The following is a 23985-nucleotide window of genomic DNA, read 5'->3' as shown; positions in this document are numbered from 1 at the left end:
TTTTAATAAATTTTAAAAAAATCTTGCAATTGTAATAAGTTTGTAATAATATTTTAGACAAATAGAATGAATTAACAGAATAATTAAAAATGTAAGAGGTGTCCTATGAGCGCAAAACCCCGTAAGCATAAAGACGCACCTTTACTAGAGGTGAAGAATCTAGAAACGGCTTTTTCCATAGATGGTACATACTATAACGCAGTTGATAATGTTTCTTTCCGAGTGAAACCCCGACAAATAGTTGGAATAGTGGGAGAGTCCGGGTGCGGAAAGTCTGTAATGAGCCTCTCTGTTATGAAACTCCTGCCTAAAGGCATTGGCAAGATCCGAAACGGTGAGATTCTCTTTGACGGTGTTCATTTGGAGAACATGACAGATTCAGAGATTAATAAGATCAGGGGAAAAGATATCGCGATGATATTCCAGGAACCTATGACTTCATTAAATCCTGTCTTCTCGATCGGGTTCCAGCTGCAGGAAGTATTATTCAATCATATGAAGATCTCCAAAAAAGAAGCACGGCTTAAAAGTATTGCACTTCTAAAAAGTGTAGGAATTTCAAGACCTGAAAAAATTGTGGATGAATATCCGCATCAGCTTTCAGGAGGTATGAGGCAAAGGGTTATGATTGCCATAGCCATTGCATGCCAGCCGAAGCTGCTGATCGCAGATGAGCCGACTACTGCCCTGGATGTAACTGTACAAGCCCAAATTCTTGAGCTTTTAAAAGAAATCCAGGAAGTCAATGATATGTCCGTCATTCTGATTACTCATGATCTTGGTGTAGTAGCTGAGATGTGCGATGAAGTAATCGTTATGTATGCAGGAAAAATAGCAGAGCGGACAGATGTAGATTCTTTATTTCACAATCCAAAGCATCCTTATACTCAGCTCCTGATGGGAGCCATTCCGAAAATGGATGAAGAAGTGGAAAAGCTAAGCACAATAAAAGGAATTGTGCCTTCATTAAAAAATATGCCTAAAACAGGCTGCAAATTTGCGGCGCGCTGCCCTAAGGCAATGCCTGAATGCCTGACAGTAACACCTCAATTGGCAGAAAATGAAGAAGGACATGAGGTTGCCTGTCTGCTTTACGAGACAAGCCAGCCGAAACAAGAGGTGAACGCATAATGAGTACAGAGCATAATAATACAGCTGTTCTAAAAAAGGATAAAAGCAGCAATGAAGTGCTATTAGAGGTTAAAAACCTAAAAACATACTACCCTATAAAAGGCGGAATCCTTAGAAGGACTGTAGCTGTCGTTAAGGCAGTCGATGATATTACCTTTGAAATTAAAAAAGGGGAGACATTAGGACTGGTTGGAGAATCAGGCTGTGGAAAATCAACAGCAGGCAGAACAATACTCAGACTTCTGGAGCCGACAGAGGGGCAAATCATTTTTGACGGACAGGATATCACTAATGTGAGAGGGACCAGCCTGAGGAAAATCCGCCAGGACTTCCAGATGGTCTTCCAGGACCCATATGCTTCATTAAATCCCACGATGATGGTCGGACACCTTGTGTCAGAGCCAATCAGAAATTATAACAGCAAATCCGAAAAGGAACTGAAGCCGGAAGTAATGGATCTTCTTGCGAAAGTTGGACTGCCTGAAGATGCTTACTATAAATATCCGCATGAGTTTTCCGGCGGGCAAAGACAGCGTATCGGAATAGCAAGAGCCCTGGCTTTAAGGCCTAAGCTGATTATTGCGGATGAGCCTGTCTCAGCCCTGGACGTTTCGGTCCAATCACAGGTATTGAATCTACTAAAAGAGCTGCAGGATGAATTTGATCTTACATTCTTATTTATTGCCCATGATTTGAGTGTTGTTAAACATATGAGTGACCGGATAGGGGTTATGTATCTGGGAGGCCTTGTAGAAGTCTCTGAAAAGGACAGCCTCTACGCAGAGCCTCTGCATCCATATACTCAGGCACTGATCTCTGCGATTCCTGAACCGGATCCGCGGAAGAAAAAAGAAAGAATCATATTAGAGGGTGATGTACCAAGCCCGATTGATCCTCCAAAAGGATGTACATTCCATCCGCGCTGCGCACATGCAATGCCTGAATGCCAGAGTGTAAAACCGCAATTAAAGGAGGTGAAGCCTGGGCATAGAGTCGCTTGTCACTTATATAAATAAGGCTTTGTCAAAAAAATATTTTTCGGGGGAAAACAATGAAGAAATCAGCATTTTGGCTGCTTTCGCTTCTGCTTGTCATGTCTGTATTCCTTGCAGCATGTTCTGGCGGCGGAGAGAAAGCCAACACTGAAAAGGAACCAAAAGATGATGGGAAAGCATCTGGAGAAGTAAAAGAAGGCGGCAAAGTAACATTCGGTTACACACAGCCATTTAAAGGCGTTTTATCTTTTGCTTATTATGAAGGTGAAGATGATGCAAATGCACTTCAATTTATGCATGAAGGATTGCTTAAAGTAAATGATGAGCTTATTTCTGAACCGAACCTGGCAGAATATGAGTTATCTGAAGACAAAACTAAATTAACCTTCAAGCTTAAGCAAGGGGTTAAATGGCATGATGGTGAAGAATTAACAGCGGAAGATATGGAATATGCATGGTATTTAATTGCAGATCCAACGTATGAAGGTGCCCGTTTTGCTAACGTAGCAATGATCAAAGGTGCTCAAGAATATAAAGATGGTAAAGCTGACAAAATTGAAGGTATCAAGGTAGTAGACGATTATACAATTGAGGTAACAGTAACTGAGCCTTCTGTTAACTTATTGGAAAATATCTGGATTTATCCTGAACCAAAGCACTACTACGGAGATATTTCTTCTAAAGAGCTTCCGGACGCCGATCAAATCCGTAAATCTCCAATCGGTGTAGGTCCTTTTAAAGTGAAAAACATCGTACCTGGTGAAATGATCGAATTTGAGCGTTTTGATGATTACTGGCAGGGACCAGCGAAATTGGATGGAGTAGTATACAAAATCATTGATGGTTCTCTTGCGCAAGGTTTAGTGCAAAACGGAGAAATCGATGTTATCGAAGCTCCAAAAGATCAATGGGAAGCTATTAAAGCTCTTGATAACGTAAATCCGGTAGAAGCAGATGCTATGTCTTACAGCTATATTGCTTTTGACTGGGGTCACTATGACACTAAAAAAGGTGTAGTAGTATCTGATAACAAGAAGTTCCAGAACAAATCCCTTCGCCATGCAATGGCACATGCCATTGACCGTCAGGCATTTATCGATGGTTTTGCAAATGGCTTAGGAAAACCATTAAACACTCCTTTCCCATCAGTATCTTGGGCGAAAATTGATGATTCAGAAATCAATCCGTATGAGTATGATCCGGAAAAAGCAAAGAAATTACTTGACGAAGCAGGTTATGTGGACAAAGACGGCGACGGCTTCCGTGAAGACCCAGAAGGCAAACCATTTACAATTAACTTTGATGCAATGGCAGGCGCTGAAACTTCAGAAGCACGTGCTCAATTCATCCTGCAATCATGGCAGGAAGTTGGCTTAAATGCAAAGCTTAATGGCGGTTCATTAAAAGATTTCAACCTTTTCTATGACACTATCGAAGCAGATGATCCATCTGTTGAGACATTCATGGGTGCATGGGGACTTGCAAATGATCCAGATCCAGCTGGAATCTGGTTATCTACTGATAAGTGGAACATGTGGAGATGGTACAGTGAAGAGTCTGATGAGCTAATTAAGAAGGGTATTACATTCCCTGAAGATGAAAGTAAAGATGTTACTGAACACCGTCAGGAAGTCTATAATGAATGGCAAAAGCTTGTTAATGAAGAATTGCCAATCATCTTCTTCGAACAGCGTGTAGATCCATGGGCGATCAACAAGCGTGTTGGCGGAGTTAAAGTAACTCCATTTGGAACTGATGAGTTCCACAATTGGCACATTGTAGAGTAATAGTATTAAAGGGACCTGTATTCCTTGGGGGATTTGTTCTCCCAAGGAATACAAGTTTAACCAGCGAATAAATTTTTGTTTGGTAAGGGGAATGGAAATGCTACAGTACACAATTCGACGACTCATAGGTATGATTCCAATAATTTTCCTTATCTCAGTAGTGGTTTTCACCCTGGCAAAGCTTATGCCTGGTGATGCACTATCTGGAAAAATTGACCCATTAAACTCAGATCCGGAGTATATTGAAGAAATGCGTGAGCAGATGGGATTGAATGATCCTATTCCTGTGCAGTATGTCCGCTGGATGAGTGGTGTGGTCCAAGGAGATTTTGGAGATTCATTTGTTCACAAACGCCCGGTTATGGAATTAATTGGTGACCGTTTGCCGAATACGATTATTTTAGGAATATCAGCTCTGTTAATCACTTATTTATTAGCCTTTTTAATGGGAAGATACTCTGGGCGGTTTGCCTATAGCATTGGCGATTATTTAGTATCAGCTTTTAACTATCTAGCACTTGCAATTCCCAGCTTTGTTGCAGCTTTGGTTGCTATTTATGTTTTTGCCATCAATCTAGGATGGGTTCCAGCCACTGGAAGTATCGGCAGCGGGGTAGAAGCAGGAACACTGGAATATTACTTAAGTAAAGCAAAACATACAGTATTGCCGGCTTTAGTACTTGGAGCCATGGCTACAGCCGCATATACACAGTTCTTAAGAAATGATATGATCGAAAGCTCTCGCAAGGATTATGTTCGTACAGCAAGAGCTAAAGGTACGAAAGAATCTGCGATTTATAATAAGCACATTCTAAGAAACTCAATCATACCTATTGTAACTTTACTTGGATTCGATATTGCCAATCTATTTGGAGGGGCAATTATCACAGAAACCATTTTCACATACCCTGGCATCGGTTATTTATTCGTAGAATCAGTTAATTCACGTGATTATTCTGTCATGATGGCTATTGCCATGATGCTGACTATTCTAACGCTTATTGGAAATTTAGTTGCAGATTTACTATATGGATTAGTAGATCCGCGTATTCGTTTAAGTTAGGTAGGTGAGAGTATGGAACCATCAATTTCACAGCAAACTTCGCCTGGTTTAGCAGAGCCTGTTAAACCTCCGAAGAGTCAATCACCATGGGCTCTCGCCCGCCGCAAGTTTTTGCGCAATAAAGCAGCAATGATCAGTCTGGTATTCCTGCTGCTGGTCTGTGTAATGTCCATATTGGCTGAGCCGCTGACTATGCCGGTTGAGGAGACAGCCAAGATTAATTTAACACAAATGAGCAAAGAGCCATCTGCTGAACATTACTTCGGCACTGACAAGTCTGGCAGAGACGTTTTTGCCCGAACTCTGCATGGCGGCAAGACATCACTCTTGCTTGCATTCTCTATCACGATCTCGGTTATTACCCTTGGTACTCTCGTTGGTGCTACTGCGGGCTACTTTGGTGGCTGGGTTGATAATGCCCTGATGAGATTCACAGACTTTATGATGAACTTTCCATTCCTGCTATTTGTTATCGTGTTGAAATCCATTTTTATTGAATCAAGTACAGGAACCCTCATATTTGTAATAAGTGTACTCAGCTGGACAGGGACTGCACGTCTGGTGCGAAGCAAGGTCATGGCTGAGAAGGAAAATGAATATATCATGAGTGCGGTATCCATTGGATGTTCTGCACCGAAAACCATTTTTAAACATTTACTGCCAAACGTCATGTCAACCATTATTGTTCAGGCAACCATTACTCTTGCAGCGATGATCGTAGCAGAGACAGGCCTAAGCTTCCTTGGTTTTGGTGTACCAATCAACATTCCAACTTGGGGGAACATGCTTCAGGAAGCAAGGAGTCCCGATGTTTTAACAAGTAAATGGTGGATATGGATTCCGCCTGCTGCTGTTCTAACATTTACAATTCTATCTATTAACTTTATTGGTGAAGGCTTAAAAGATGCCTTCAACCCTAAATCAAACAGATAACAAAAAACGCCTGTAATCAGGCGTTTTTTGTTGTCTAATGGCCTATAGCTTGTACATATCTAAACAAATTTCTTCATATACATGTAAAAAAAGATAGTGGGAGTGAGTTTATGTCAGCAACAAAACCTATTAAGACTCACATATATAGAAGAGAATATGTTGTTTAGGGCATTTTGGCTTTTAACGGGATTTGGGGTTTCTGTTTCAGGAGGAGTCAGTATCATAGGGTATTTAAATTTGCTTACAACTGGACATTCCTTCAAAGAATACTTGGACTTTATTACCTCTCGTCCAGAATGCTATTTGCTTCCGGTCGGAATCATTATTATCACAATGAGCATATATATACCCCATTCCAATGAGGATGAATAAAAGGATATCATCAATTACTTTAATGATTGTATATTACAAATAATGGATTGTGAGTGCAAATTAGGAATAAATTTACTGCCTGATGCCCATACTGAGTGACAAATAGTTTGTTGAAGTGGGGGTTGAAAAATGTTGTATCTTCATGATGTTTGGGTGAATTGGTTTGAAGGAGAAGAGAATGGATACAATGTATGCCATTTTCATGAATGGAGAAAAGATGATGGCGTAGAACTGCTTGACCAGGTTCCGCTGCTGAAGATTGACCCAGTTCTTTTTAATTATATTGAAAATGATCTTTCTGAGCTGCCACAACAACTTCTAGATGATATTTATCAAAAAGCTTATTTAAGGAAAAATCACGAACGCATTCAGTTAGAGTATTGTTTTGTTGTATCAGATGGGACAGGCATATTGGCTGTAGATACAATCGGCTATAATATTCCAATCAGAAAAAGCAGGCTAATACCAAGGCAGGAACAGCTGGCATATGAAATGCTTGAAAATCAGGAAACGGCTAATTACTCATTTAATGATCAAACGGCATTGAAGGAATTCCATATTCTTTCTCCTTCTCCAGATTTAATGGCAGGTCTGACAAGAAAAGAAAGACAGCTTAAACAGCTTCTGTTTATGGCGCTGGATCAGCTTCATTCCTCCAAAAATGATGCCGAAATCCGTTATTGGTATACGGAGTGGAGCCCTGAACGCTATACGAAAATACAATCAATGAATTTCGAAGAGGCCTGGTATGAATTATTTGATGAAAGTAAATACGGCTGGTCAGGCAAACATGAAAAGTTTTGTGAAAACTTAATAAAAGGACAGCCGTTTTTTGAGAAGTTGTGGGAAATGGAGCATGGTCCAAAAGTAAATTAAAAAAAACAGCCTAAGGCTGTTTTTTTATTTTCTCTTTCTGCCAAGTCCCATGGCGCTTTCCATTTTTTTAATCATTTTGTATGCGACTTTATTAGCTTTTTCTGCTCCTTGATCAAGTACAAGATCAAGTTCTTCTGATTCCATTAATGCATAATATTTATCCTGAATAGGTTTAAGTGTTTCAATAACAATGTCAGAAAGGCCGGCTTTAAATTCACCGTATCCTTTGCCTTCATATTCTCCTTCGATTTCTGCAACAGTTTTTCCTGAAAGGATTGAGTAAATGGAAAGGAGGTTGGATACTCCTGGTTTGTTTTCTTTATCATACTTAACAATGCCTTCAGAATCTGTTACGGCACTTTTTATTTTCTTTTCAATTTGTTTAGGGTCATCTAATAATGAAATAAATGACTTTTTATTGGGATCAGATTTGCTCATTTTCTTTAATGGATCCTGAAGTGACATTACCCTTGCGCCTTCTTTGGCGATTCTTACATTTGGAACAGTGAAGATGTCGTTGTACTTCTTATTGAATCTCTCAGCAAGATCCCGGGTTAATTCCAGGTGCTGTTTTTGATCTTCTCCAACCGGAACCAGGTCAGTATTATATAGAAGAATATCTGCAGCCATCAAAGGGGGATAGGTCAGCAGTCCTGCAGATACGGCATCTTTACCTTCGGATTTGTCTTTGAATTGGGTCATGCGCTCGAGCTCACCGATGTAAGAAACACATTGCATCATCCAGCCTGCCTGTGCATGGGCTGGAACTTCCGATTGGATGAACAGAGTGGATTTCTCAGGGTCGATTCCAACAGCCAAATAGAGGGCAGCAAGACTTCGAATGTTCTTCCTCAATTCCAGTCTGTCCTGGGGAACAGTTATGGCATGCTGATCAACAATACAAAAATAGCAGTTGTAGTCATTCTGCAGTTCAACAAATTGTTTCATGGCACCAATGTAATTGCCAAGAGTAATTGTGCCGCTCGGCTGAATGCCGGAAAATATAGTTTTCATGCTTTTCCTCCTTTAATCGGCTTAAAAGATCATGAATTGACAGGCGTGTAAGTGAAGTTTTTGTCATGTAATCATAAAAAGGACATAAAAAAGAACCATTCATCCCTATAAAATAGGGACGAATGGTGCCGCGTTGCCACCCTAATTACTCAAAAACTGAGTCACTCTGCCCCATGCAGAAAATCGCATAGGTCCCCGATAACGCAGGGAAGCGCCTGAACAATCAGAGGCTCAAAAGTCCATTCGATTTACCGGGCTGCCTGTTTGCACCATCCACAGACTCTCTGCTGAACCCTGGGTAAATGTACTACTCTTTTTTCATTGCCGACAAGATAATTTAATTTTATCGTATTATACTATAAGGTAAACCATTCGGATACAAAAATCAAGCTGAGATTAAGAAATTAAATGGCATATGTATCCTTCATATCAAGTGTATATTTTACCAATATATGGACGTATTTTGCTGGTAAAATAGCAAAATATCTTAAAAAGAAAAATTTTTTTATTATCTCAAAAATCTTAATTTATAAGACTTTTTGACGAAAAATGTCGCACTTCAAGGAATTGCATGTACAAAAAGCCACTTGCAATAAGTTTTTAAACTATTTATAATAAACGTAACAAACATAATCTTTACGAATTTGTTACATTTAAAACAAAACTATATCACTCCAGATTGCGAGAATATGGTGCATATTGAGTAAGTTTATAGCTTACATATTATAGATTACCAACTTTACTCTGAATTATCAGAATATAGGGATAATCTATCTTTAAGAGAATATAAACTTGCTTTTTTTGTTGCCTTTTAAATAGTCTGCAAATTTTTTAAATTGAATTAACAGACTATTTAAGTAATATATCTGGGGCGCACAGTTGTGTTTTTTATGAAAGACAAATGGTAAAGGAATTGTTTGAGGAAATTAATAGGGGGTTAATACCGTGAACAAAAGATTATCGATCTTTTTTAGCATGCTGCTTGTGCTAAGCATGTTCCTTGCTGCATGTAGCGGCGGCGGAGACAATGCTGAAGACGGCAAAAAGGGCGGAGACGACGACAAAAAGTCTGATGTGCCACAGGAATTAAGAGTAAACATCAACACTGAACCACCATCTTTAAATCCAGGGTTAGCAGAGGATGCTACATCTGGTACTGTTCTTCGCCAAATCCTTGAAGGATTGACTCGTATTGGTAAAGACGGAAAGCCAGAAAATGCAATGGCTGAAGATGTAAAGGTTTCTGATGACCAAAAGACTTACACTTTCAAAATCCGTGATGCGAAGTGGTCTAATGGTGATGCTGTAACTGCTAATGACTTTGTATATGCTTGGAAATGGGCACTTGATCCAGCTAACAACTCAACATATGCATACCAGCTTTACTACATCGAAGGTGCTGAAGCAGCAAATACTGGCGAAGGCTCACTAGATGCTGTAGGCGTTAAAGCAGTAGATGACAAAACTCTTGAAGTTAAGCTTGTTAACCCAACTCCATATTTCTTGGAATTGACAGCTTTCTATACTTATCTGCCGGTTAACAGCAAAGTTGCTGAAGCTAATCCAGAGTGGGCAACTGATGCTGGTGAAAACTATACAACTAACGGACCTTTCCATTTAACAGAATGGTCTCACAGCGATAAGATCGTTCTTGAAAAGAGCGAAACTTATTGGGATGCTGAAACAGTTAAGCTGGACAGCATTGAAATGATTATGATCAATGATCCTAACACTGAATTATCAATGTTTGATAATGGCGAACTAGATTGGGCTGGAGCTCCTACTGGTGCCCTGCCAACTGATGCAATGCAGGCTCTTAAAGATGATGGACGCCTGACAACTCAGCCAATCGCTGGTATCTATAACTATAAGTTCAATACAACTGTTGAGCCATTCAACAACGTAAATATCCGTAAAGCATTTGCACATGCTATCAACCGTCAGGAAATCATTGATAACATCCTTCAGGGTGAACAGCTTCCTGCGATGGCAATCGTTCCTCCAACAATGTTTGAAGAGAACGAAAAGGGTTATTTCCCTGACAATGATGTAGAAAAAGCAAAAGAATTTTTACAAAAAGGTCTAGAAGAACTTGGATATAAAGATGCGTCTGAGCTTCCTGCTGTAACGTTATCTTATAACACTTCTGAAGCACATCAAAAAATTGCTCAGGCAATTCAGGATATGTGGAAGCAAAACCTTGGTGTTGAAGTAAATCTTGATAACGCAGAGTGGAATGTATACCTTGATAAAATCAATACAATGGATTACCAAGTTGGCCGTTTAGGCTGGTTAGGTGACTTCAATGATGCGATGAACTTCCTTGAAATGTACCGTGACGCCGATGGCGGTAACAACAGTACTGGATGGGAGAGCAAAGAGTTCCAGGATCTTCTTGCAAAATCTGCAACTGAAGCAGATGCTGAAGCTCGCCAGCAATTATTAAAGGATGCAGAAGCAATCTTCATGGAAGATATGCCAGTAGCACCAATTTACTTCTACACTAATAACTGGGTACAGGCTGAAGGCTTAAAAGATGTTGTTGTATCTGGTCTTGGTGATGTTCAGTACAAGTGGGCACACTTTGAATAAAAAATAGTGATTAAGACGAAAGGTATATGGGAGTAATTGTCCCATATACCTTCGTTTCTGATTAAGGCATAGTAATAAATTGGAGGTGTTTGACAATGGCGAAATATATTGGAAAACGCTTGCTGTACATGCTTCTGTCTTTATGGATGATCGTTACGGCAACTTTTTTCTTCATGCGCATTGCACCCGGAAACCCTTTTGCATCTGAGAAAAAACTTCCTCCCGAAATTGAAGCTAACCTGAATGCTCATTTTGGCTTGGACAAGCCTTGGTATGCACAATATTGGGAGTATCTAGTTCGGATCGTGAATTGGGATTTCGGCCCGTCATTTAAATATAAAAGTCAAACTGTTAACGACTTGATTAATGAAGGTTTCCCTGTTTCATTTCTTCTTGGAATGGAAGCCATTTTTATCGCCGTTGCAGTAGGAGTTCTTTTAGGAATTATTGCGGCATTAAAGCACAATAGATGGCCGGATTACACAGCAATGATTGTGGCTGTATTAGGTATCTCAGTACCTTCCTTTATCATGGCATCATTCTTGCAATATTTCCTGGCAATAAAAATGGGTATTTTCCCTGTAGCACGGTGGGAATCTTTTATGCACAGCGTTCTGCCAGCCGTGGCATTGGCTTCAACACCAATGGCGTTTATCGCGAGGCTGACTCGTTCGAGCATGCTTGAAGTTCTGGCAAATGATTATATTAAGACTGCTAAATCAAAAGGTTTAAGCAGGGGAGTAATTACAGTAAAACACACGATACGTAATGCCCTTTTACCAGTAGTAACTTATATGGGGCCACTGACAGCGGGTATTTTAACAGGAAGTTTCGTTATTGAAAGAATCTTCGGTATTCCTGGACTTGGTGCGCACTTTGTAACTAGTATCAACAACCGTGACTATACGGTCATAATGGGTGTAACCGTTTTCTACAGTATTCTGTTGCTTGTATCTATTCTCCTTGTTGACATTGCATACGGAATCATCGACCCACGCATCAAACTTGCAGGCGGGAAGAAAGGAGAGTAATTATGCAGATTTCGAAAGATAAATTTAAGTTAGTCGGAACACAGCTTGGTGAAGCTGAAAAAATTTCAAAACCAAGTCTTTCTTTCTGGAAGGATGTATTTATTAGATTTCGAAAAAACAAGCTTGCCCTGTTTGGATTAGTATTATTAGGACTGCTGATCTTCATGGCAATCTTTGGACCATATATGACTCCATATGATTATGCATCAAATGATCTAAGCAACAAAAATCAGTCCCCTTCTTCTGAACATTGGTTTGGAACGGATGACCTTGGTCGTGACATGTTTGCCCGTACATGGGAAGGTGCACGAATTTCCATCTTCATTGGGGTTGCAGCAGCTGTAATTGATTTGATTATTGGTGTGCTTTGGGGCGGTATTGCCGGTTATAAAGGCGGACGCACAGATGAAGGAATGATGCGCTTTGCCGATATTTTATATGGTGTACCTTATCTATTATTAGTAATCTTGTTAATGGTTGTACTTGGACAGGGATTGTCGACTATGATTATAGCCATGTCCATAACTGGATGGATCAATATGTCGCGTATCGTCCGCGGACAGGTGTTATCTCTTAAAAATCAGGAATATGTCCTGGCTGCCAAAACACTTGGTGCCAATACAAGCAGGATTATGGGCAAACACTTAATACCAAATTCAATGGGGCCTATTCTGGTCACAATGACGCTGACTGTCCCTTCTGCTATTTTTACAGAAGCATTCCTAAGCTTTATTGGTCTTGGGTTAACACCGCCGATTGCGAGTTGGGGAACAATGGCCAATGATGGACTGTCGGCTATGCGTTACTATCCATGGCGATTATTCTTCCCTGCTGTGTTTATCTGCTTAACGATCTTTGCATTTAACGTGGTTGGCGACGGCTTGCGTGATGCTCTAGATCCAAGAATGCGTAAATAAGGAGTGAGAACATGGAAAAATTACTTGAAGTAAAAAATTTAGAAGTCTCATTCCAAACATATGGAGGTACAGTAAAAGCAGTCCGTGGAGTCAGCTTTGACCTTCATAAGGGAGAGACGCTTGCGATTGTTGGTGAATCAGGGTCAGGCAAAAGTGTTACTTCCCAGTCAATTATGAAGTTAATACCTATGCCGCCAGGCCGTATTTCAGGCGGGCAAATTCTTTTAAGCGGAGAAGACATCGTACCCAAAACAGAAAAACAAATGGAAAAGATCCGCGGCAAAGAAATCAGTATGATCTTCCAGGACCCAATGACATCATTGAATCCAACAATGAGAGTTGGAACACAGATAATGGAAGTGCTGATTAAACATCAAAATATGTCAAAGACTGATGCCAAAAACAGAGCAATTGAATTGCTGAGACTTGTTGGTATTCCAATGCCTGAGAAAAGGGTAAATCAATATCCTCATGAATTCTCCGGCGGTATGAGACAGCGTGCGATGATTGCGATCGCCCTTGCAGCCAATCCAAAGCTGCTTATCGCTGATGAGCCGACAACTGCACTTGACGTTACGATTCAGGCACAAATTTTGGAGCTTATGAAAGATCTGCAAAATAAAATGGATACATCTATCATCTTTATTACGCATGACCTCGGTGTTGTGGCAAATGTTGCGGACCGGGTAGCTGTAATGTATGCTGGCCAGATTGTTGAAATGGGAACTGTAGATGAAATATTCTATGACCCGCGTCATCCTTATACATGGGGATTGCTTGCGTCCATGCCAAGCCTGGAAAATGATGAGAAAGCTGAATTAGCTGCTATTCCAGGGACACCTCCGGATTTGACGAACCCTCCAAAAGGAGACGCGTTTGCAGCCAGAAATCAATATGCACTTGCTATTGATTTTGAAGAAGAGCCGCCGATGTTCCAAATCTCTGAAACACATTTTGCGAAAACATGGCTTCTTCACCCGGATGCTCCAAAGGTTGAGCCGCCGGAAGCTGTAAAAAAACGTATGCGCCAATTATCCTCCACTTTTGAAAAGCCTGTAGTAGTGAAGGAGGGAAAATAATAATGGCAGAAAAATTGCTTGAAATTAAAAACTTAAAACAGCATTTCAATGTAGGCCGTCCGAATATGGTAAAAGCGGTTGATGGGATTACTTTTGATATTTATAAGGGAGAGACCCTTGGGCTTGTTGGTGAGTCTGGCTGCGGTAAATCAACTACTGGACGAACTATTATCAGATTATACGATGCAACAGATGGGCAGGTTCTTTTTGAAGGTGAAGATGTTCACGGCAAAAAATCTGCAAAAGAACTGAAAAAGTTTAACAGAAAAATGCAAATGATCTTCCAGGATCCTTATGCTTCCTTAAACCCGCGTATGACGGTTGCCGATATTATTGCTGAAGGAATCGATATTCACGGCTTGGCAAAAAGCAAAAAGGAACGTATGGAGAGGGTTTACGAACTTTTGGACACGGTTGGTCTTAACAAAGAACATGCTAACCGTTATCCTCATGAATTCTCAGGCGGACAACGACAGCGTATAGGGATTGCCCGCGCGCTTGCGGTTGACCCGGATTTTATTATTGCCGATGAGCCCATTTCAGCATTGGACGTGTCCATTCAGGCTCAGGTAGTAAACCTTATGAAAAAATTGCAGCGTGAAAAAGGATTGACATATCTGTTTATCGCACATGATTTATCTATGGTTAAATACATCAGTGACCGCATCGGTGTTATGTACTTCGGTAAACTGGTTGAACTTGCACCAGCTGAAGATTTATATAATAACCCTATGCACCCATATACTCAATCACTGCTGTCAGCTATTCCGCTTCCAGATCCTGAAACGGAACGTACCCGCAGAAGAAAATCATATGATCCGGCAGTTCACAATTATGCTGATAATGAAAAGCTGGAAATGCGCGAAATAACACCTGGTCATTTTGTTTATTGCTCTGAAAAAGAGTACAACGAATTAAAAGCTAAATATGCAAAATAACAAAAAACGATCTCGACTGAGATCGTTTTTTACATCCTGGAAAAGTAAATGTTCGCTATAAAGGAATTACCAAGATGTAAATGGTCCAGTCAAATATGAAGAGTGTGGGAATTCTCTTTAACACTTTTATTCGCTAATGTGTACTTTCTATATAATACATCATTTTCCGGAATATTACTATGAGAATTTTCAATTATTTATATTTTTCCGTCAATTTGTTTATTTAAACAGGATTTTGATAGTTTTTTATTAAAATTGGTTTAAAGAATACTTATTAAGATAATTTAGTATAAAGATAGTTCTTAATTCTTTGAAATAATTTTATAATTAGGGTATCAAAGAGAATACTCAGATAAGGGGGCAAAACATGTGAACAAGGCATTAAACGTAGCTGCTGCCTTAATGTTAGTATCAGCTTTATTCATGTCAGCCGATCCAGGTGAGGCAAAAGAACAGGAAAATCAGGAATCAGGACTAAATCCTAAAAGGGAACATGTTTCGCTTGTGAAAACCCTTCCTGAAAAAGTCAGCCGTTTTCAATTTGATTCCGGCTATCATTTTCAATATCCAGATGCAGTAAGGGGGATATATGTCACAGGCCACTCAGCAGGGGGTGAAAAGTTTAATAAATTAGTAAAATTGATGGATGATACCGATTTGAATGCGATGGTAATTGACATTAAGGATGATTGGGGCAACCTGACGTATATTCCAGAAGAAAAATCACCATATGCCGATATCGGCAAGCCTTACATAAATGATCCAAAAAAAATCTTGAAAACCATGGAAGAAAAGCAAATTTATCCGATTGCCCGGGTGGTCGTTTTCAAGGATTCTGTTCTGGCGAATAAAAAGCCGGAATGGTCATATAAAGAAGGGAAAACAGTCTGGAAGAATGGCAGAGGTGAGTCGTTTGTAAATCCATTTTTAAAAGAGGTTTGGGATTACAATATTGGAATTGCAATCGAAGCTGCTAAAATGGGGTTTCAGGAGATTCAATTTGATTATGTCCGATTTCCTGAGGGGTTTGAACACCGCGATAGCTCCTTGAAATATAGTATGGGTGAATACGAAAATCTTAAAATTGAAAATGTACAAAAGCGTGTAAGTGCGGTTACTGACTTTGTCGAGTATGCCAGGAAGCAGCTCGAGCCATATGGGGTAAAGGTCTCGGTCGATATCTTTGGCTACACGGCGACCCTTCCAGAGGCTCCGGGAATTGGCCAAAATTTCTCTAAGATCTCAGAACATGTGGATGTAATTTCTTCAATGATTTATCCAAGCCACTGGACCTCTTATTTCGGTATAGCCAAGCCGGACCTGGAACCTTATAAGCTGGTTTCTGAATATGCTAAGCTTGAGAATCGAAAATTGGAAGAGTTGGATAGTCCCCCTGTATCCAGACCATGGCTTCAGGACTTTACAGCCTCTTATTTAGGAGCAGGAAACTATAAGAAGTATGGAAGAGCGGAAGTTGAAGCGCAGATAAAGGCACTGAAAGAACAGGGAATTGATGAATTCCTTTTATGGAATGCGGGTAATTCGTATACACAAAATGTTGATTATACACCATAAAAGCAAAAAGAGGCCGATTATTTCGGTCTCTTTTTGCTTTTGTTTATCAATTAATTAAGTTACATATTATTTGACACAAATTTTGTATGCGGTATCATAGTATAGAGGCATAGGCTACTGCTTTTTTTGTCCGCCTACGCTTTTCCATCCAGTCTGCACTCTAGCGGATTGATCCACGAATTCGGATTTATTTTTACCGCCAAAAATCTTTTCTCCAATACCATTAGTTAGTACACCTAACAAGGCAGTAAATCCAATTATAAGCAATGCAACAATCGTTAAATCAGTTATGTAACCAACCATGATAAACCTCCATCTTTCTTTTCACAGTCTCCTGTGATTAGTTAGTGTTTAAACATCCCTAATCATATTTTATTCGAAATTTTCCAGTATTAAAAGGGGAAATTCCACAAATACTTAATCTGATTAGAAATAATATCGCCTAAGTAAGTGGAAAGGAAAGCTGGGAGCTTATCATGCTGGAATAAATATTCATGCTCTTCAAACAATAGTTTGTTTACGGGCAAAAAAGGAGAAGATCCATGCATTGGTATGAAAAACTGAATCAATATTTCCCTATTGAAGAAATGAAATCAAGAGAACATATGGAAACCTTATTAAAGGAACGGTCAGACATCTATCATAAAGATGAAGGTCCACATCATGTTCTTATGTATGTTGAGCTGGATAACTTTGTTTTTATTGATTATCTGTTTGTTTCGAAGGAATCCAGAGGACAGGGACTTGGCCATAAACTACTTCAAACTCTTAAAGCCAAAGGCAAACCGATCATATTGGAAGTGGAGCCGGTTGATTATGAAGACACGGATACTGAAAAGCGCCTCAAGTTCTATAAAAGAGAAGGGTTTGAGCACGCCCAATCAATCGGGTACAGCCGCCGGTCTCTTGCGACCAATGAAATCAATACAATGGAAATTCTATATTGGTCCCCTGAGAACGAAAGTGAAGAAATGATTTATGAAGCCATGAAGAAAACCTATGAAATGATTCACACTTATAAGGATTCACATTTTTATGGAAAGTCATATCAGCCAGTAGATGAGGTACTGACTTATGAAGAAGATAAAAATGGAACGGATGTCTTAGAGGATTTATAAGGATTTGGAAAAACACAGCCATTTTTGTAAATGGCTGTGTTTTCATTTTCATTAATTAATTGAGAAAATATTTATAAGTATTTTGGTTTATTAAAAATTAACAGGGGTATATAAAGAATAATTTAGTATTGAACTAAAAAAAATCATACATAAAATTTCCTTAGGTTTAGGCTTAAGAAACTTTATGGAAGGAATTATAACAAAAAACATATAAAAAAATGAAACTTTTTGCTTGTTCATTCGTCTTATTAAGTAGATTCTAATTCTTAATCCGTTTGTTTAATGAATGTTTAATACTTTTATCATATTTATAAAAAGTTATACCAAAGAGATATTGTTTAGTGTATAATAAATAATATAAATTCCTTGATTAAAGTTATTTTAATCTAGAATACTCTAGAAATATTTGATTAAACAAATATAATCTCTGATAGTTTCATATATGTCTAAATTTAAGGAGTGTGAATTTGTAAAATGGTCACATTATACACTTCACCAAGTTGTACATCCTGCAGGAAAGCTAAATCATGGTTGGAAGAGCATGAAATTGCCTATAAAGAACGAAATATTTTTTCAGAACCGCTATCGATTGATGAAATCAAAGAAATTCTTCGAATGACTGAAGATGGAACAGATGAAATTATTTCAACTCGCTCAAAGACATTCCAAAAGCTTGATGTAAACCTTGAATCAATGCCTCTCCAAGATTTATTTGAGCTAATCAAGGAAAACCCTGGGCTGCTTCGACGTCCAATCATTCTTGATGAAAAACGTTTGCAAGTTGGATATAATGAGGACGAAATAAGACGTTTCCTTCCAAGAAAAGTCCGTACTTACCAGTTGCGTGAAGCACAGCGTATGGTTAATTAACAAATATACTTAAAATTGAGAGGCCTTCTTTCTGTTTAACAGAAGAAGGTCTTTTTGTCTTTTGTGTGAAAAAGAAAAAGGAAAATGGATATAATAAGAGAATATTTAGTTAAGCCATTGAGAAAAAATGGACCAACTGGGACAATATAGGCATTTAACGGTTTTTTTAAACATATGACTTTTTAATTCCCTTTATGCTCAATTTGTCATAAAATAAAAGTACAAGGTACAAAATACATTTTACCTTCAATTTAATCGGGGATTAACCAATTGATTTACGGGTAAATGGATAACACATGACTGCTGGGGGTATTTAGTCCCTTCAATCATAGCCAGAAGGGAGAGTTGCTGCATGGAAATCGAACGTATTAATGATCATACCGTTAAATTTTACATTTCTTATCTTGATATAGAAGAAAGAGGCTTTGACCGTGAAGAGATTTGGTACAATCGTGAGCGGAGTGAGGAACTCTTTTGGGAAATGATGGATGAAGTCCATCAGGAGGAAGAATTTCTTGTTGAAGGTCCTTTATGGATCCAGGTTCAAGCGTTGGATAAGGGTTTGGAGGTTCTTGTAACAAAAGCTCAGCTATCAAAGGATGGTCAAAAGTTTGAGCTTCCTGTCCCGGATGAAAAAGTGAAAGATTTGCCTGTGGATGAACATATAGAGGAAATGCTTGATCATCATTTCCGTAAATCCGATGATGATAATGATAACGGATATGAAGGAGATCTTGAGTTTCTATTAACATTTAAAGATTTTGAAGACATTATTTCATTATCAAAGCGGTCAATTCTTGATTCCATTACTACGAGGCTATATTCCTTTGAAGGGAAATACTATTTATTCGCAGAATTCCCTGAAGAGCTTTTTGAAGAGGATGACATAGATAACATGCTGAGTATTCTTCTTGAATACGGACACGAAACAAGTACAACTATTCACCGTGTAATGGAATATGGTAAATTGATTATAGAAAATGATGTTTTTGAAAATCTGAGAAAACATTTTAAATAGTAAGGAAAAGCCGACTTCATTATGAAATCGGCTTTTTTGTACGTGAACTGCCTTTGAAATAAACGATTAGCATAGAAAAATCTTGTAAGAGAATCCATCAGATAAAAAGGAATTTAGCCATTGAAAATAGAACAATAAGGAGGAAAGGAGATGGTCATTTGTTAGTTGCCTCAACAGTGAATGGAGTGCGAATAAGCCTCATAGGTTCACACAGCATCCCGGCTCTACAGCAGTACAGGGAAAATCACAACTTTTACTGCCCGGAATGCGAAGAGAAAGTAATCATGAAAATTGGAAAGAAAAGAATCCCGCATTTCAGCCACAGAAAGGGTTCTGAATGTCCGGAAAGGTATGAAAGGGAATCAGAATACCATATGTCCGGAAAGGTGTTATTGTTTCAATGGCTAAAGAAAAAAGGTTTAAATCCAATTCTGGAACCATATTATCCGGAAATATCACAGCGGCCGGATATTAGTGTCCATTATGAAGGTGTTCATTATGCTCTTGAATATCAATGTTCAAGCATTTCGGAGGAGCTATTTATAAAGCGGACAGAAGCCTACTTTAAGTCAGGTATCGTTCCAATTTGGATACTGGCAGGGAAAAGTTTTAAGCGTACGGGTAAAACAAAAATTACTTTATCTGGTTTCCAATACCTATTTCTTCGGCAAGCAGCTTCAGGCCATTGGGTAATCCCTTCTTTTTGCCCCACTACAAAGTCTTTTATTAATATCCACCATATCCAGCCCCTTACAGTCAGAAATGCCTGCGCGCACTTTGATGTAAAACCAATTTTCCAAGCAAATCCAGCTATATTATTTAATCCATATTTTAAAGATGATTTAAATCTAGAAGAATGGAAAAGAGAAGTTCGGAAAATAAAGAATTCCCTTTCACAAAATAGCGGTGCTATTAGAAATAACTTTCTTCAGGATTTATACTCCCGCTCAATTGCTCCTGCGTTCCTCCCGCCTGAAATTGGCCTTCCTGTACGTTATTCTCCATATATAGAAACCTCACCTATACAGTGGCAGAGTTATTTGTTTATGGATATTATCGGCAAAGAGGGACCCTTCTCGCTTCCGCAGATGATTGCAGCCTTTCGCAACAGGGTAAAGAATAACGATATAAAAATAAGGTCAATCCCACTCGTTCAAACAGGCTCCGAAATCCATGCGATTAAAGAATATCTTGATGTCCTTATCAGCTTAAACATTGTTAAACATGCAGAAAAAGGTTTATACAAAAAAACAGAAATAACCGGTGAGCTTGATCATTATTCCCATTTAATCCAAATAGAGGACGACTTTTATAGAGGCATCACTCAAAGAATTTTGCAGGGCAAATAAATGAAAAATCTTATTTAACATAAAATAATCAAAGACTTCCATTTTTGCTCTTTAAAAAGCAGGAATTTTTTTCTTCAAAGAGAAGATAGTGTAATGGGACTTTTGAATGGAGGATGAATGTATGACTAATGAAACAACTGTAAAGAAACTGCCGGCAAGGAATGAGATTTTACCTGAAGATACTTGGCGTTTGGAGGATATATTCCCTTCTGATGATGAATGGAACAAGGAATACAGTGAGATACAGAAGCTGATTCCGGATGCAGGTAAGTATCAGGGGAGGCTCGGGGAAAGTGCTGAAACATTATATGCAGCGCTTCAGTTCCAGGATCATTTACTTTCGCGCCTTGGGAAGCTTTATACATATGCCCATATGCGTTATGACCAGGATACAACAAATTCATTTTATCAGGGAATGGATGACAAAATTAAAAACTTGTATTCTGAAGCTGCTAGTGCGCTTGCCTATATTGTTCCTGAGCTGCTGGCTGAAGATGAAGAGAAGATTGCAGGCTTTTTGAAGGAAAAAACCGAGCTGCAATTATATAAACATTCACTGGAGGAAATTAATCTTCAAAGGCCTCATGTATTATCTGCTGAGCAGGAATCCCTGCTTGCTCAAGCTTCCGAGGTGCTTGGGGCTTCCAGTAATACCTTTGGCATGCTGAATAATGCTGATTTGGAGTTTCCGTCCATTAAAGATGAAAATGGGGAAGAAGTCGAAATTACTCACGGACGATTCATCCGTTTTCTGGAAAGTGATGAGCAGCGTGTCCGGTATGATGCATTCAAAGCTGTATATGAAACTTATGGGAAGTTTCGCAATACATTTGCAAGCACTCTAAGCGGAAACGTAAAGAAAGATAATTTCAACGCAAAGATCCGGAATTATGATTCCGCACGCCATGCTGCCCTTTCTGCGGACAATATTCCTGAAAGTGTTTATGAAAATCTGGTCAATACTATTAACGATAACCTGCATTTGCTGCATCGCTATGTCAAACTCCGCAAGAAGGTTCTTGGGGTTAAGGAGCTTCATATGTACGATCTCTACACTCCTTTAGTGAAGGAAGTAAAAATGGAGATACCTTATAATGAAGCAAAAGATATGATTTTAAAAGGATTAAAGCCGCTTGGTGAAGACTATCTAAATATTTTAAAAGAGGGTTTTGAAAATAGATGGGTGGATGTTCATGAGAATAAGGGCAAAAGGAGCGGCGCTTATTCTTCGGGAACATATGGCACCAACCCTTATATACTAATGAACTGGCAGGATAATGTGAACAACTTATTTACTCTTGCTCATGAATTTGGGCATTCGGTTCACAGCTATTACACAAGAAAATATCAGCCATACCCTTATGGAAACTACTCAATTTTTGTTGCAGAGGTTGCCTCTACTTGTAATGAAGCCCTCTTAAACGATTATCTGCTAAAAACAATTGATGATGATAAGAAGCGGCTGTATCTGCTGAATCACTATCTTGAAGGCTTTAGAGGCACTGTTTTCCGTCAGACCATGTTTGCAGAATTTGAACATCTTATTCACCAAAAGGCGCAAAACAATGAAGCCCTGACTGCTGATTCATTGACTAAAGAATATTATGAACTTAATAAGAAGTATTTTGGGGATGAAGATATCATAATTGATGAGGAAATCGGCCTAGAATGGTCCAGAATCCCGCATTTCTACTATAATTATTATGTTTATCAATATGCAACAGGCTTCAGTGCGGCTACGGCATTAAGCAAGCAAATCCTCCAGGAAGGCCAGCCTGCAGTTGACAGATATATTGAGTTCCTGAAATCCGGGAGCTCGGACTACCCAATTGAAGTGCTAAAGAAAGCCGGTGTAGATATGACGAGCAGCAAGCCGATTGAGGATGCCTGCAAAGTATTTGAAGAAAAGCTTAATGAAATGGAAAAATTGCTTTCTTAACAGGAAAGGTGCCAGGCTAAATTGCCCGGCACCTTTTTTTGGTGTTCAAAACCCCTTAAATCTCCTTCGGTCATTCAAATATAAACATAAGATCAGAAGTGAAATAAATAGAATAGGTGACGTAATGAAAAGGGGAATAAGTTTCATAAGGCCAAAAATATTCAAAATAAAGGAGACTAAAATGAGCATCAGCATCAGAAATACAGGCAGCTTTTTCATATTGCAGTCTCCTCCTGGGGCATTGTTACAACTATTTTATGCGGTTGTCCAGAGTGTCATGACATGATTTTGACAATATTGTGAAAAAGGGCACAAACTTATTGCCTTGTTCATTTTCGTCATGATATAGTACAGTTGTGAAGTTGATCACATGCAAGCATTTACCCCTTTTGTTTGGACGTGAAAAATTTCTCCCATCCCCTTTGTTCGTAAAAAATAAACTGTGAAAGAGCCGTGCATAAGACTGCATGGTTTTTTCATGAAAAATAAAGCTGTGCAGTTTGCACAGCTTTGAGATTACCCGGAATATCTCCAGAAATTACCGTATTTAGCAGGTACATATTCAGCGATTTGCTTTAGCTGAAGCTTTTTCATTTCCTTGTTCACTTCGCTGTCTGTCATATCGTATACTACGGAGATCTCCTTACTTGCCACCAGCTTAAAATATTTCAAGAAATATTCCAGGGGTGGAAGAGGAGCACGCTCAGGTTTAGCAGGCAGCATTTCTTCCAAAATCTGTTCATAAATTTCATAAGGATAATACCCGGTTACTTTGATGCCTTCATCTTCTATGTTTTCATTGAAAAAGACAAGAGTTGGTATTTCTTGAACATCCATTTCAGAAGTTATTTTTAAATCGCATTGAAAAGCTTTGGCTGCACTATCTGAGTGAATATCAGAAACAAATTCTACTACATCAAGACCGACTTCCTTAGCACAATCCTTTAGAACCTCAAAATTTGACACATTCTGCTTTTCAAGAAATAAAACTTCCTGGAGCTTGCGTAAAAATTTGATGCCAGCTTTTCTCCCCTGTAATTCAGCCGCTTTAATTGCAACTGAAGCCAGATGCGGGGAAGAAATTGGATTCTCGAACCAGAGGTTTCCATCACATGACATTCCAGAACGGCTTGCTGTCTTTTCCCACAAATCCGCAATGTTTTCGTAGTTTTGTCTTTTCCCCATATTTAAAGTTGCCAGCCTGCCGCTTAATACATGCTTTATGGAGAAATAGCGGCCATATTCAATCAGAAGCTTTTTTAAGGTAGGCTCCAGTGCCCAGCATTCAGGGCAAAGTGGGTCAACAAACATATAGACTTCTATGGGCTTTTTTTCACTGCCATAGCAATGTGGTGACGTGAACTTGATTTCATTGGATTCTGGCATAT

At 39.0% G+C, this 23985-nt stretch carries 20 protein-coding genes and 1 other annotated feature; of the genes, 17 read left to right on the top strand and 3 right to left on the bottom strand.

Going from position 1 to position 23985, the window contains the following annotated elements; genetic code table 11:
• Positions 1-105 precede the first annotated feature (105 nt).
• The 6 genes from LLY41_RS16900 (at position 106) to LLY41_RS16870 (ending at position 7157) form a co-directional block, all read left to right on the top strand.
• On the top strand, positions 106-1131 hold the full coding sequence (locus tag LLY41_RS16900; protein ID WP_095243917.1) for an ABC transporter ATP-binding protein: 1026 nt from the start codon (positions 106-108) through the stop codon (positions 1129-1131).
• Positions 1131-2147 (top strand): ABC transporter ATP-binding protein, encoded by a 1017-nt coding sequence (locus LLY41_RS16895; protein WP_179288982.1) that lies wholly within the window; start codon positions 1131-1133, stop codon positions 2145-2147. Before LLY41_RS16900 ends, LLY41_RS16895 begins: the two co-directional genes overlap by 1 nt.
• Before the next feature lie 35 nt (positions 2148-2182).
• Positions 2183-3913 carry an oligopeptide ABC transporter substrate-binding protein gene (gene opp4A, locus LLY41_RS16890; RefSeq protein WP_304585921.1) on the top strand — a complete coding sequence of 577 codons (1731 nt, stop codon included), beginning with the start codon at positions 2183-2185 and terminating at the stop codon, positions 3911-3913.
• Between the two features lie 97 nt (positions 3914-4010).
• Positions 4011-4976, top strand: a complete 966-nt coding sequence (opp4B, locus tag LLY41_RS16885; RefSeq protein ID WP_095243920.1) for an oligopeptide ABC transporter permease — start codon at positions 4011-4013, stop codon at positions 4974-4976.
• 12 nt (positions 4977-4988) lie between these two features.
• Positions 4989-5909 carry an oligopeptide ABC transporter permease gene (gene opp4C, locus LLY41_RS16880; RefSeq protein WP_095243921.1) on the top strand — a complete coding sequence of 307 codons (921 nt, stop codon included), beginning with the start codon at positions 4989-4991 and terminating at the stop codon, positions 5907-5909.
• Between the two features lie 501 nt (positions 5910-6410).
• Positions 6411-7157, top strand: a complete 747-nt coding sequence (locus LLY41_RS16870; protein ID WP_304585920.1) for a YjbA family protein — start codon at positions 6411-6413, stop codon at positions 7155-7157.
• 24 nt (positions 7158-7181) lie between these two features.
• On the opposite strand, the gene trpS is transcribed toward LLY41_RS16870, so the two are convergent.
• Entirely contained in the window at positions 7182-8171 is a 990-nt protein-coding gene (gene trpS, locus LLY41_RS16865) for a tryptophan--tRNA ligase (RefSeq protein WP_304585919.1), read from the bottom strand.
• Positions 8172-8282: 111 nt separating this feature from the next.
• Positions 8283-8502: a binding site (T-box leader), on the bottom strand.
• Between the two features lie 614 nt (positions 8503-9116).
• On the opposite strand from trpS, the gene LLY41_RS16860 reads away from it, so the two are divergent.
• From LLY41_RS16860 to LLY41_RS16835, 6 genes are all read left to right on the top strand, one after another.
• The gene (locus LLY41_RS16860; RefSeq protein ID WP_304585918.1) at positions 9117-10763 is read left to right on the top strand and encodes a peptide ABC transporter substrate-binding protein; all 1647 of its coding nucleotides are present in this window, start codon (positions 9117-9119) and stop codon (positions 10761-10763) included.
• A gap of 95 nt (positions 10764-10858) precedes the next feature.
• On the top strand, positions 10859-11794 hold the full coding sequence (locus tag LLY41_RS16855) for an ABC transporter permease (protein ID WP_076256690.1): 936 nt from the start codon (positions 10859-10861) through the stop codon (positions 11792-11794).
• The gene (locus tag LLY41_RS16850; protein WP_370460348.1) at positions 11794-12711 is read left to right on the top strand and encodes an ABC transporter permease; all 918 of its coding nucleotides are present in this window, start codon (positions 11794-11796) and stop codon (positions 12709-12711) included. Before LLY41_RS16855 ends, LLY41_RS16850 begins: the two co-directional genes overlap by 1 nt.
• An 11-nt stretch (positions 12712-12722) precedes the next feature.
• Positions 12723-13790, top strand: coding sequence for an ABC transporter ATP-binding protein (locus LLY41_RS16845; RefSeq protein WP_304585917.1), 1068 nt, complete (start codon positions 12723-12725; stop codon positions 13788-13790).
• 2 nt (positions 13791-13792) lie between these two features.
• The gene (locus LLY41_RS16840; RefSeq protein WP_061791541.1) at positions 13793-14728 is read left to right on the top strand and encodes an ABC transporter ATP-binding protein; all 936 of its coding nucleotides are present in this window, start codon (positions 13793-13795) and stop codon (positions 14726-14728) included.
• 423 nt (positions 14729-15151) lie between these two features.
• Entirely contained in the window at positions 15152-16303 is a 1152-nt protein-coding gene (locus tag LLY41_RS16835; RefSeq protein WP_370460347.1) for a putative glycoside hydrolase, read from the top strand.
• Positions 16304-16417: 114 nt separating this feature from the next.
• On the opposite strand, the gene LLY41_RS16830 is transcribed toward LLY41_RS16835, so the two are convergent.
• Complete coding sequence (locus LLY41_RS16830) at positions 16418-16606, bottom strand: hypothetical protein (RefSeq protein WP_076256698.1); 189 nt, start codon at positions 16604-16606, stop codon at positions 16418-16420.
• A 239-nt stretch (positions 16607-16845) separates the two neighbouring features.
• On the opposite strand from LLY41_RS16830, the gene LLY41_RS16825 reads away from it, so the two are divergent.
• The 5 genes from LLY41_RS16825 to pepF all read left to right on the top strand — a co-directional run bounded on the left by LLY41_RS16825 (position 16846) and on the right by pepF (position 22597).
• Positions 16846-17421: a GNAT family N-acetyltransferase gene (locus LLY41_RS16825; RefSeq protein WP_048010952.1), complete on the top strand. Its 576-nt coding sequence runs from the start codon at positions 16846-16848 to the stop codon at positions 17419-17421.
• Between the two features lie 474 nt (positions 17422-17895).
• Positions 17896-18291 (top strand): transcriptional regulator SpxA, encoded by a 396-nt coding sequence (gene spxA / locus LLY41_RS16820; protein WP_009331204.1) that lies wholly within the window; start codon positions 17896-17898, stop codon positions 18289-18291.
• Between the two features lie 352 nt (positions 18292-18643).
• The gene (gene mecA, locus LLY41_RS16815; protein ID WP_048010951.1) at positions 18644-19309 is read left to right on the top strand and encodes an adaptor protein MecA; all 666 of its coding nucleotides are present in this window, start codon (positions 18644-18646) and stop codon (positions 19307-19309) included.
• Between the two features lie 158 nt (positions 19310-19467).
• A complete protein-coding gene (locus LLY41_RS16810; protein ID WP_304585916.1) occupies positions 19468-20658 on the top strand; it encodes a competence protein CoiA in 1191 nt (396 codons plus the stop codon).
• A 121-nt stretch (positions 20659-20779) separates the two neighbouring features.
• Complete coding sequence (gene pepF, locus LLY41_RS16805) at positions 20780-22597, top strand: oligoendopeptidase F (protein ID WP_304585915.1); 1818 nt, start codon at positions 20780-20782, stop codon at positions 22595-22597.
• Positions 22598-23113: 516 nt separating this feature from the next.
• Here pepF and LLY41_RS16800 read toward each other — a convergent pair.
• Positions 23114-23983, bottom strand: a complete 870-nt coding sequence (locus LLY41_RS16800) for a ClpXP adapter SpxH family protein (RefSeq protein WP_304588050.1) — start codon at positions 23981-23983, stop codon at positions 23114-23116.
• Positions 23984-23985 lie beyond the last annotated feature (2 nt).

The sequence above is a fragment of the Cytobacillus firmus genome (assembly GCF_023612095.1).
Lineage (GTDB): Bacteria > Bacillota > Bacilli > Bacillales > Cytobacillaceae > Cytobacillus.
The sequence above is the reverse complement of the archived record's forward strand: the minus strand, read 5'-3'. Positions and strand labels throughout refer to the sequence as shown.

Coding starts and splice junctions, on each gene's coding strand:
- LLY41_RS16900 (WP_095243917.1), top strand. CDS start 106: ATGAGCGCAAAACCCCGTAAGCATAAAGACGCACCTTTACTAGAGGTG.
- LLY41_RS16895 (WP_179288982.1), top strand. CDS start 1,131: ATGAGTACAGAGCATAATAATACAGCTGTTCTAAAAAAGGATAAAAGC.
- opp4A (WP_304585921.1), top strand. CDS start 2,183: ATGAAGAAATCAGCATTTTGGCTGCTTTCGCTTCTGCTTGTCATGTCT.
- opp4B (WP_095243920.1), top strand. CDS start 4,011: ATGCTACAGTACACAATTCGACGACTCATAGGTATGATTCCAATAATT.
- opp4C (WP_095243921.1), top strand. CDS start 4,989: ATGGAACCATCAATTTCACAGCAAACTTCGCCTGGTTTAGCAGAGCCT.
- LLY41_RS16870 (WP_304585920.1), top strand. CDS start 6,411: ATGTTGTATCTTCATGATGTTTGGGTGAATTGGTTTGAAGGAGAAGAG.
- trpS (WP_304585919.1), bottom strand. CDS start 8,171: ATGAAAACTATATTTTCCGGCATTCAGCCGAGCGGCACAATTACTCTT.
- LLY41_RS16855 (WP_076256690.1), top strand. CDS start 10,859: ATGGCGAAATATATTGGAAAACGCTTGCTGTACATGCTTCTGTCTTTA.
- LLY41_RS16845 (WP_304585917.1), top strand. CDS start 12,723: ATGGAAAAATTACTTGAAGTAAAAAATTTAGAAGTCTCATTCCAAACA.
- LLY41_RS16840 (WP_061791541.1), top strand. CDS start 13,793: ATGGCAGAAAAATTGCTTGAAATTAAAAACTTAAAACAGCATTTCAAT.
- LLY41_RS16835 (WP_370460347.1), top strand. CDS start 15,152: ATGTCAGCCGATCCAGGTGAGGCAAAAGAACAGGAAAATCAGGAATCA.
- LLY41_RS16830 (WP_076256698.1), bottom strand. CDS start 16,606: ATGGTTGGTTACATAACTGATTTAACGATTGTTGCATTGCTTATAATT.
- LLY41_RS16825 (WP_048010952.1), top strand. CDS start 16,846: ATGCATTGGTATGAAAAACTGAATCAATATTTCCCTATTGAAGAAATG.
- spxA (WP_009331204.1), top strand. CDS start 17,896: ATGGTCACATTATACACTTCACCAAGTTGTACATCCTGCAGGAAAGCT.
- mecA (WP_048010951.1), top strand. CDS start 18,644: ATGGAAATCGAACGTATTAATGATCATACCGTTAAATTTTACATTTCT.
- pepF (WP_304585915.1), top strand. CDS start 20,780: ATGACTAATGAAACAACTGTAAAGAAACTGCCGGCAAGGAATGAGATT.
- LLY41_RS16800 (WP_304588050.1), bottom strand. CDS start 23,983: ATGCCAGAATCCAATGAAATCAAGTTCACGTCACCACATTGCTATGGC.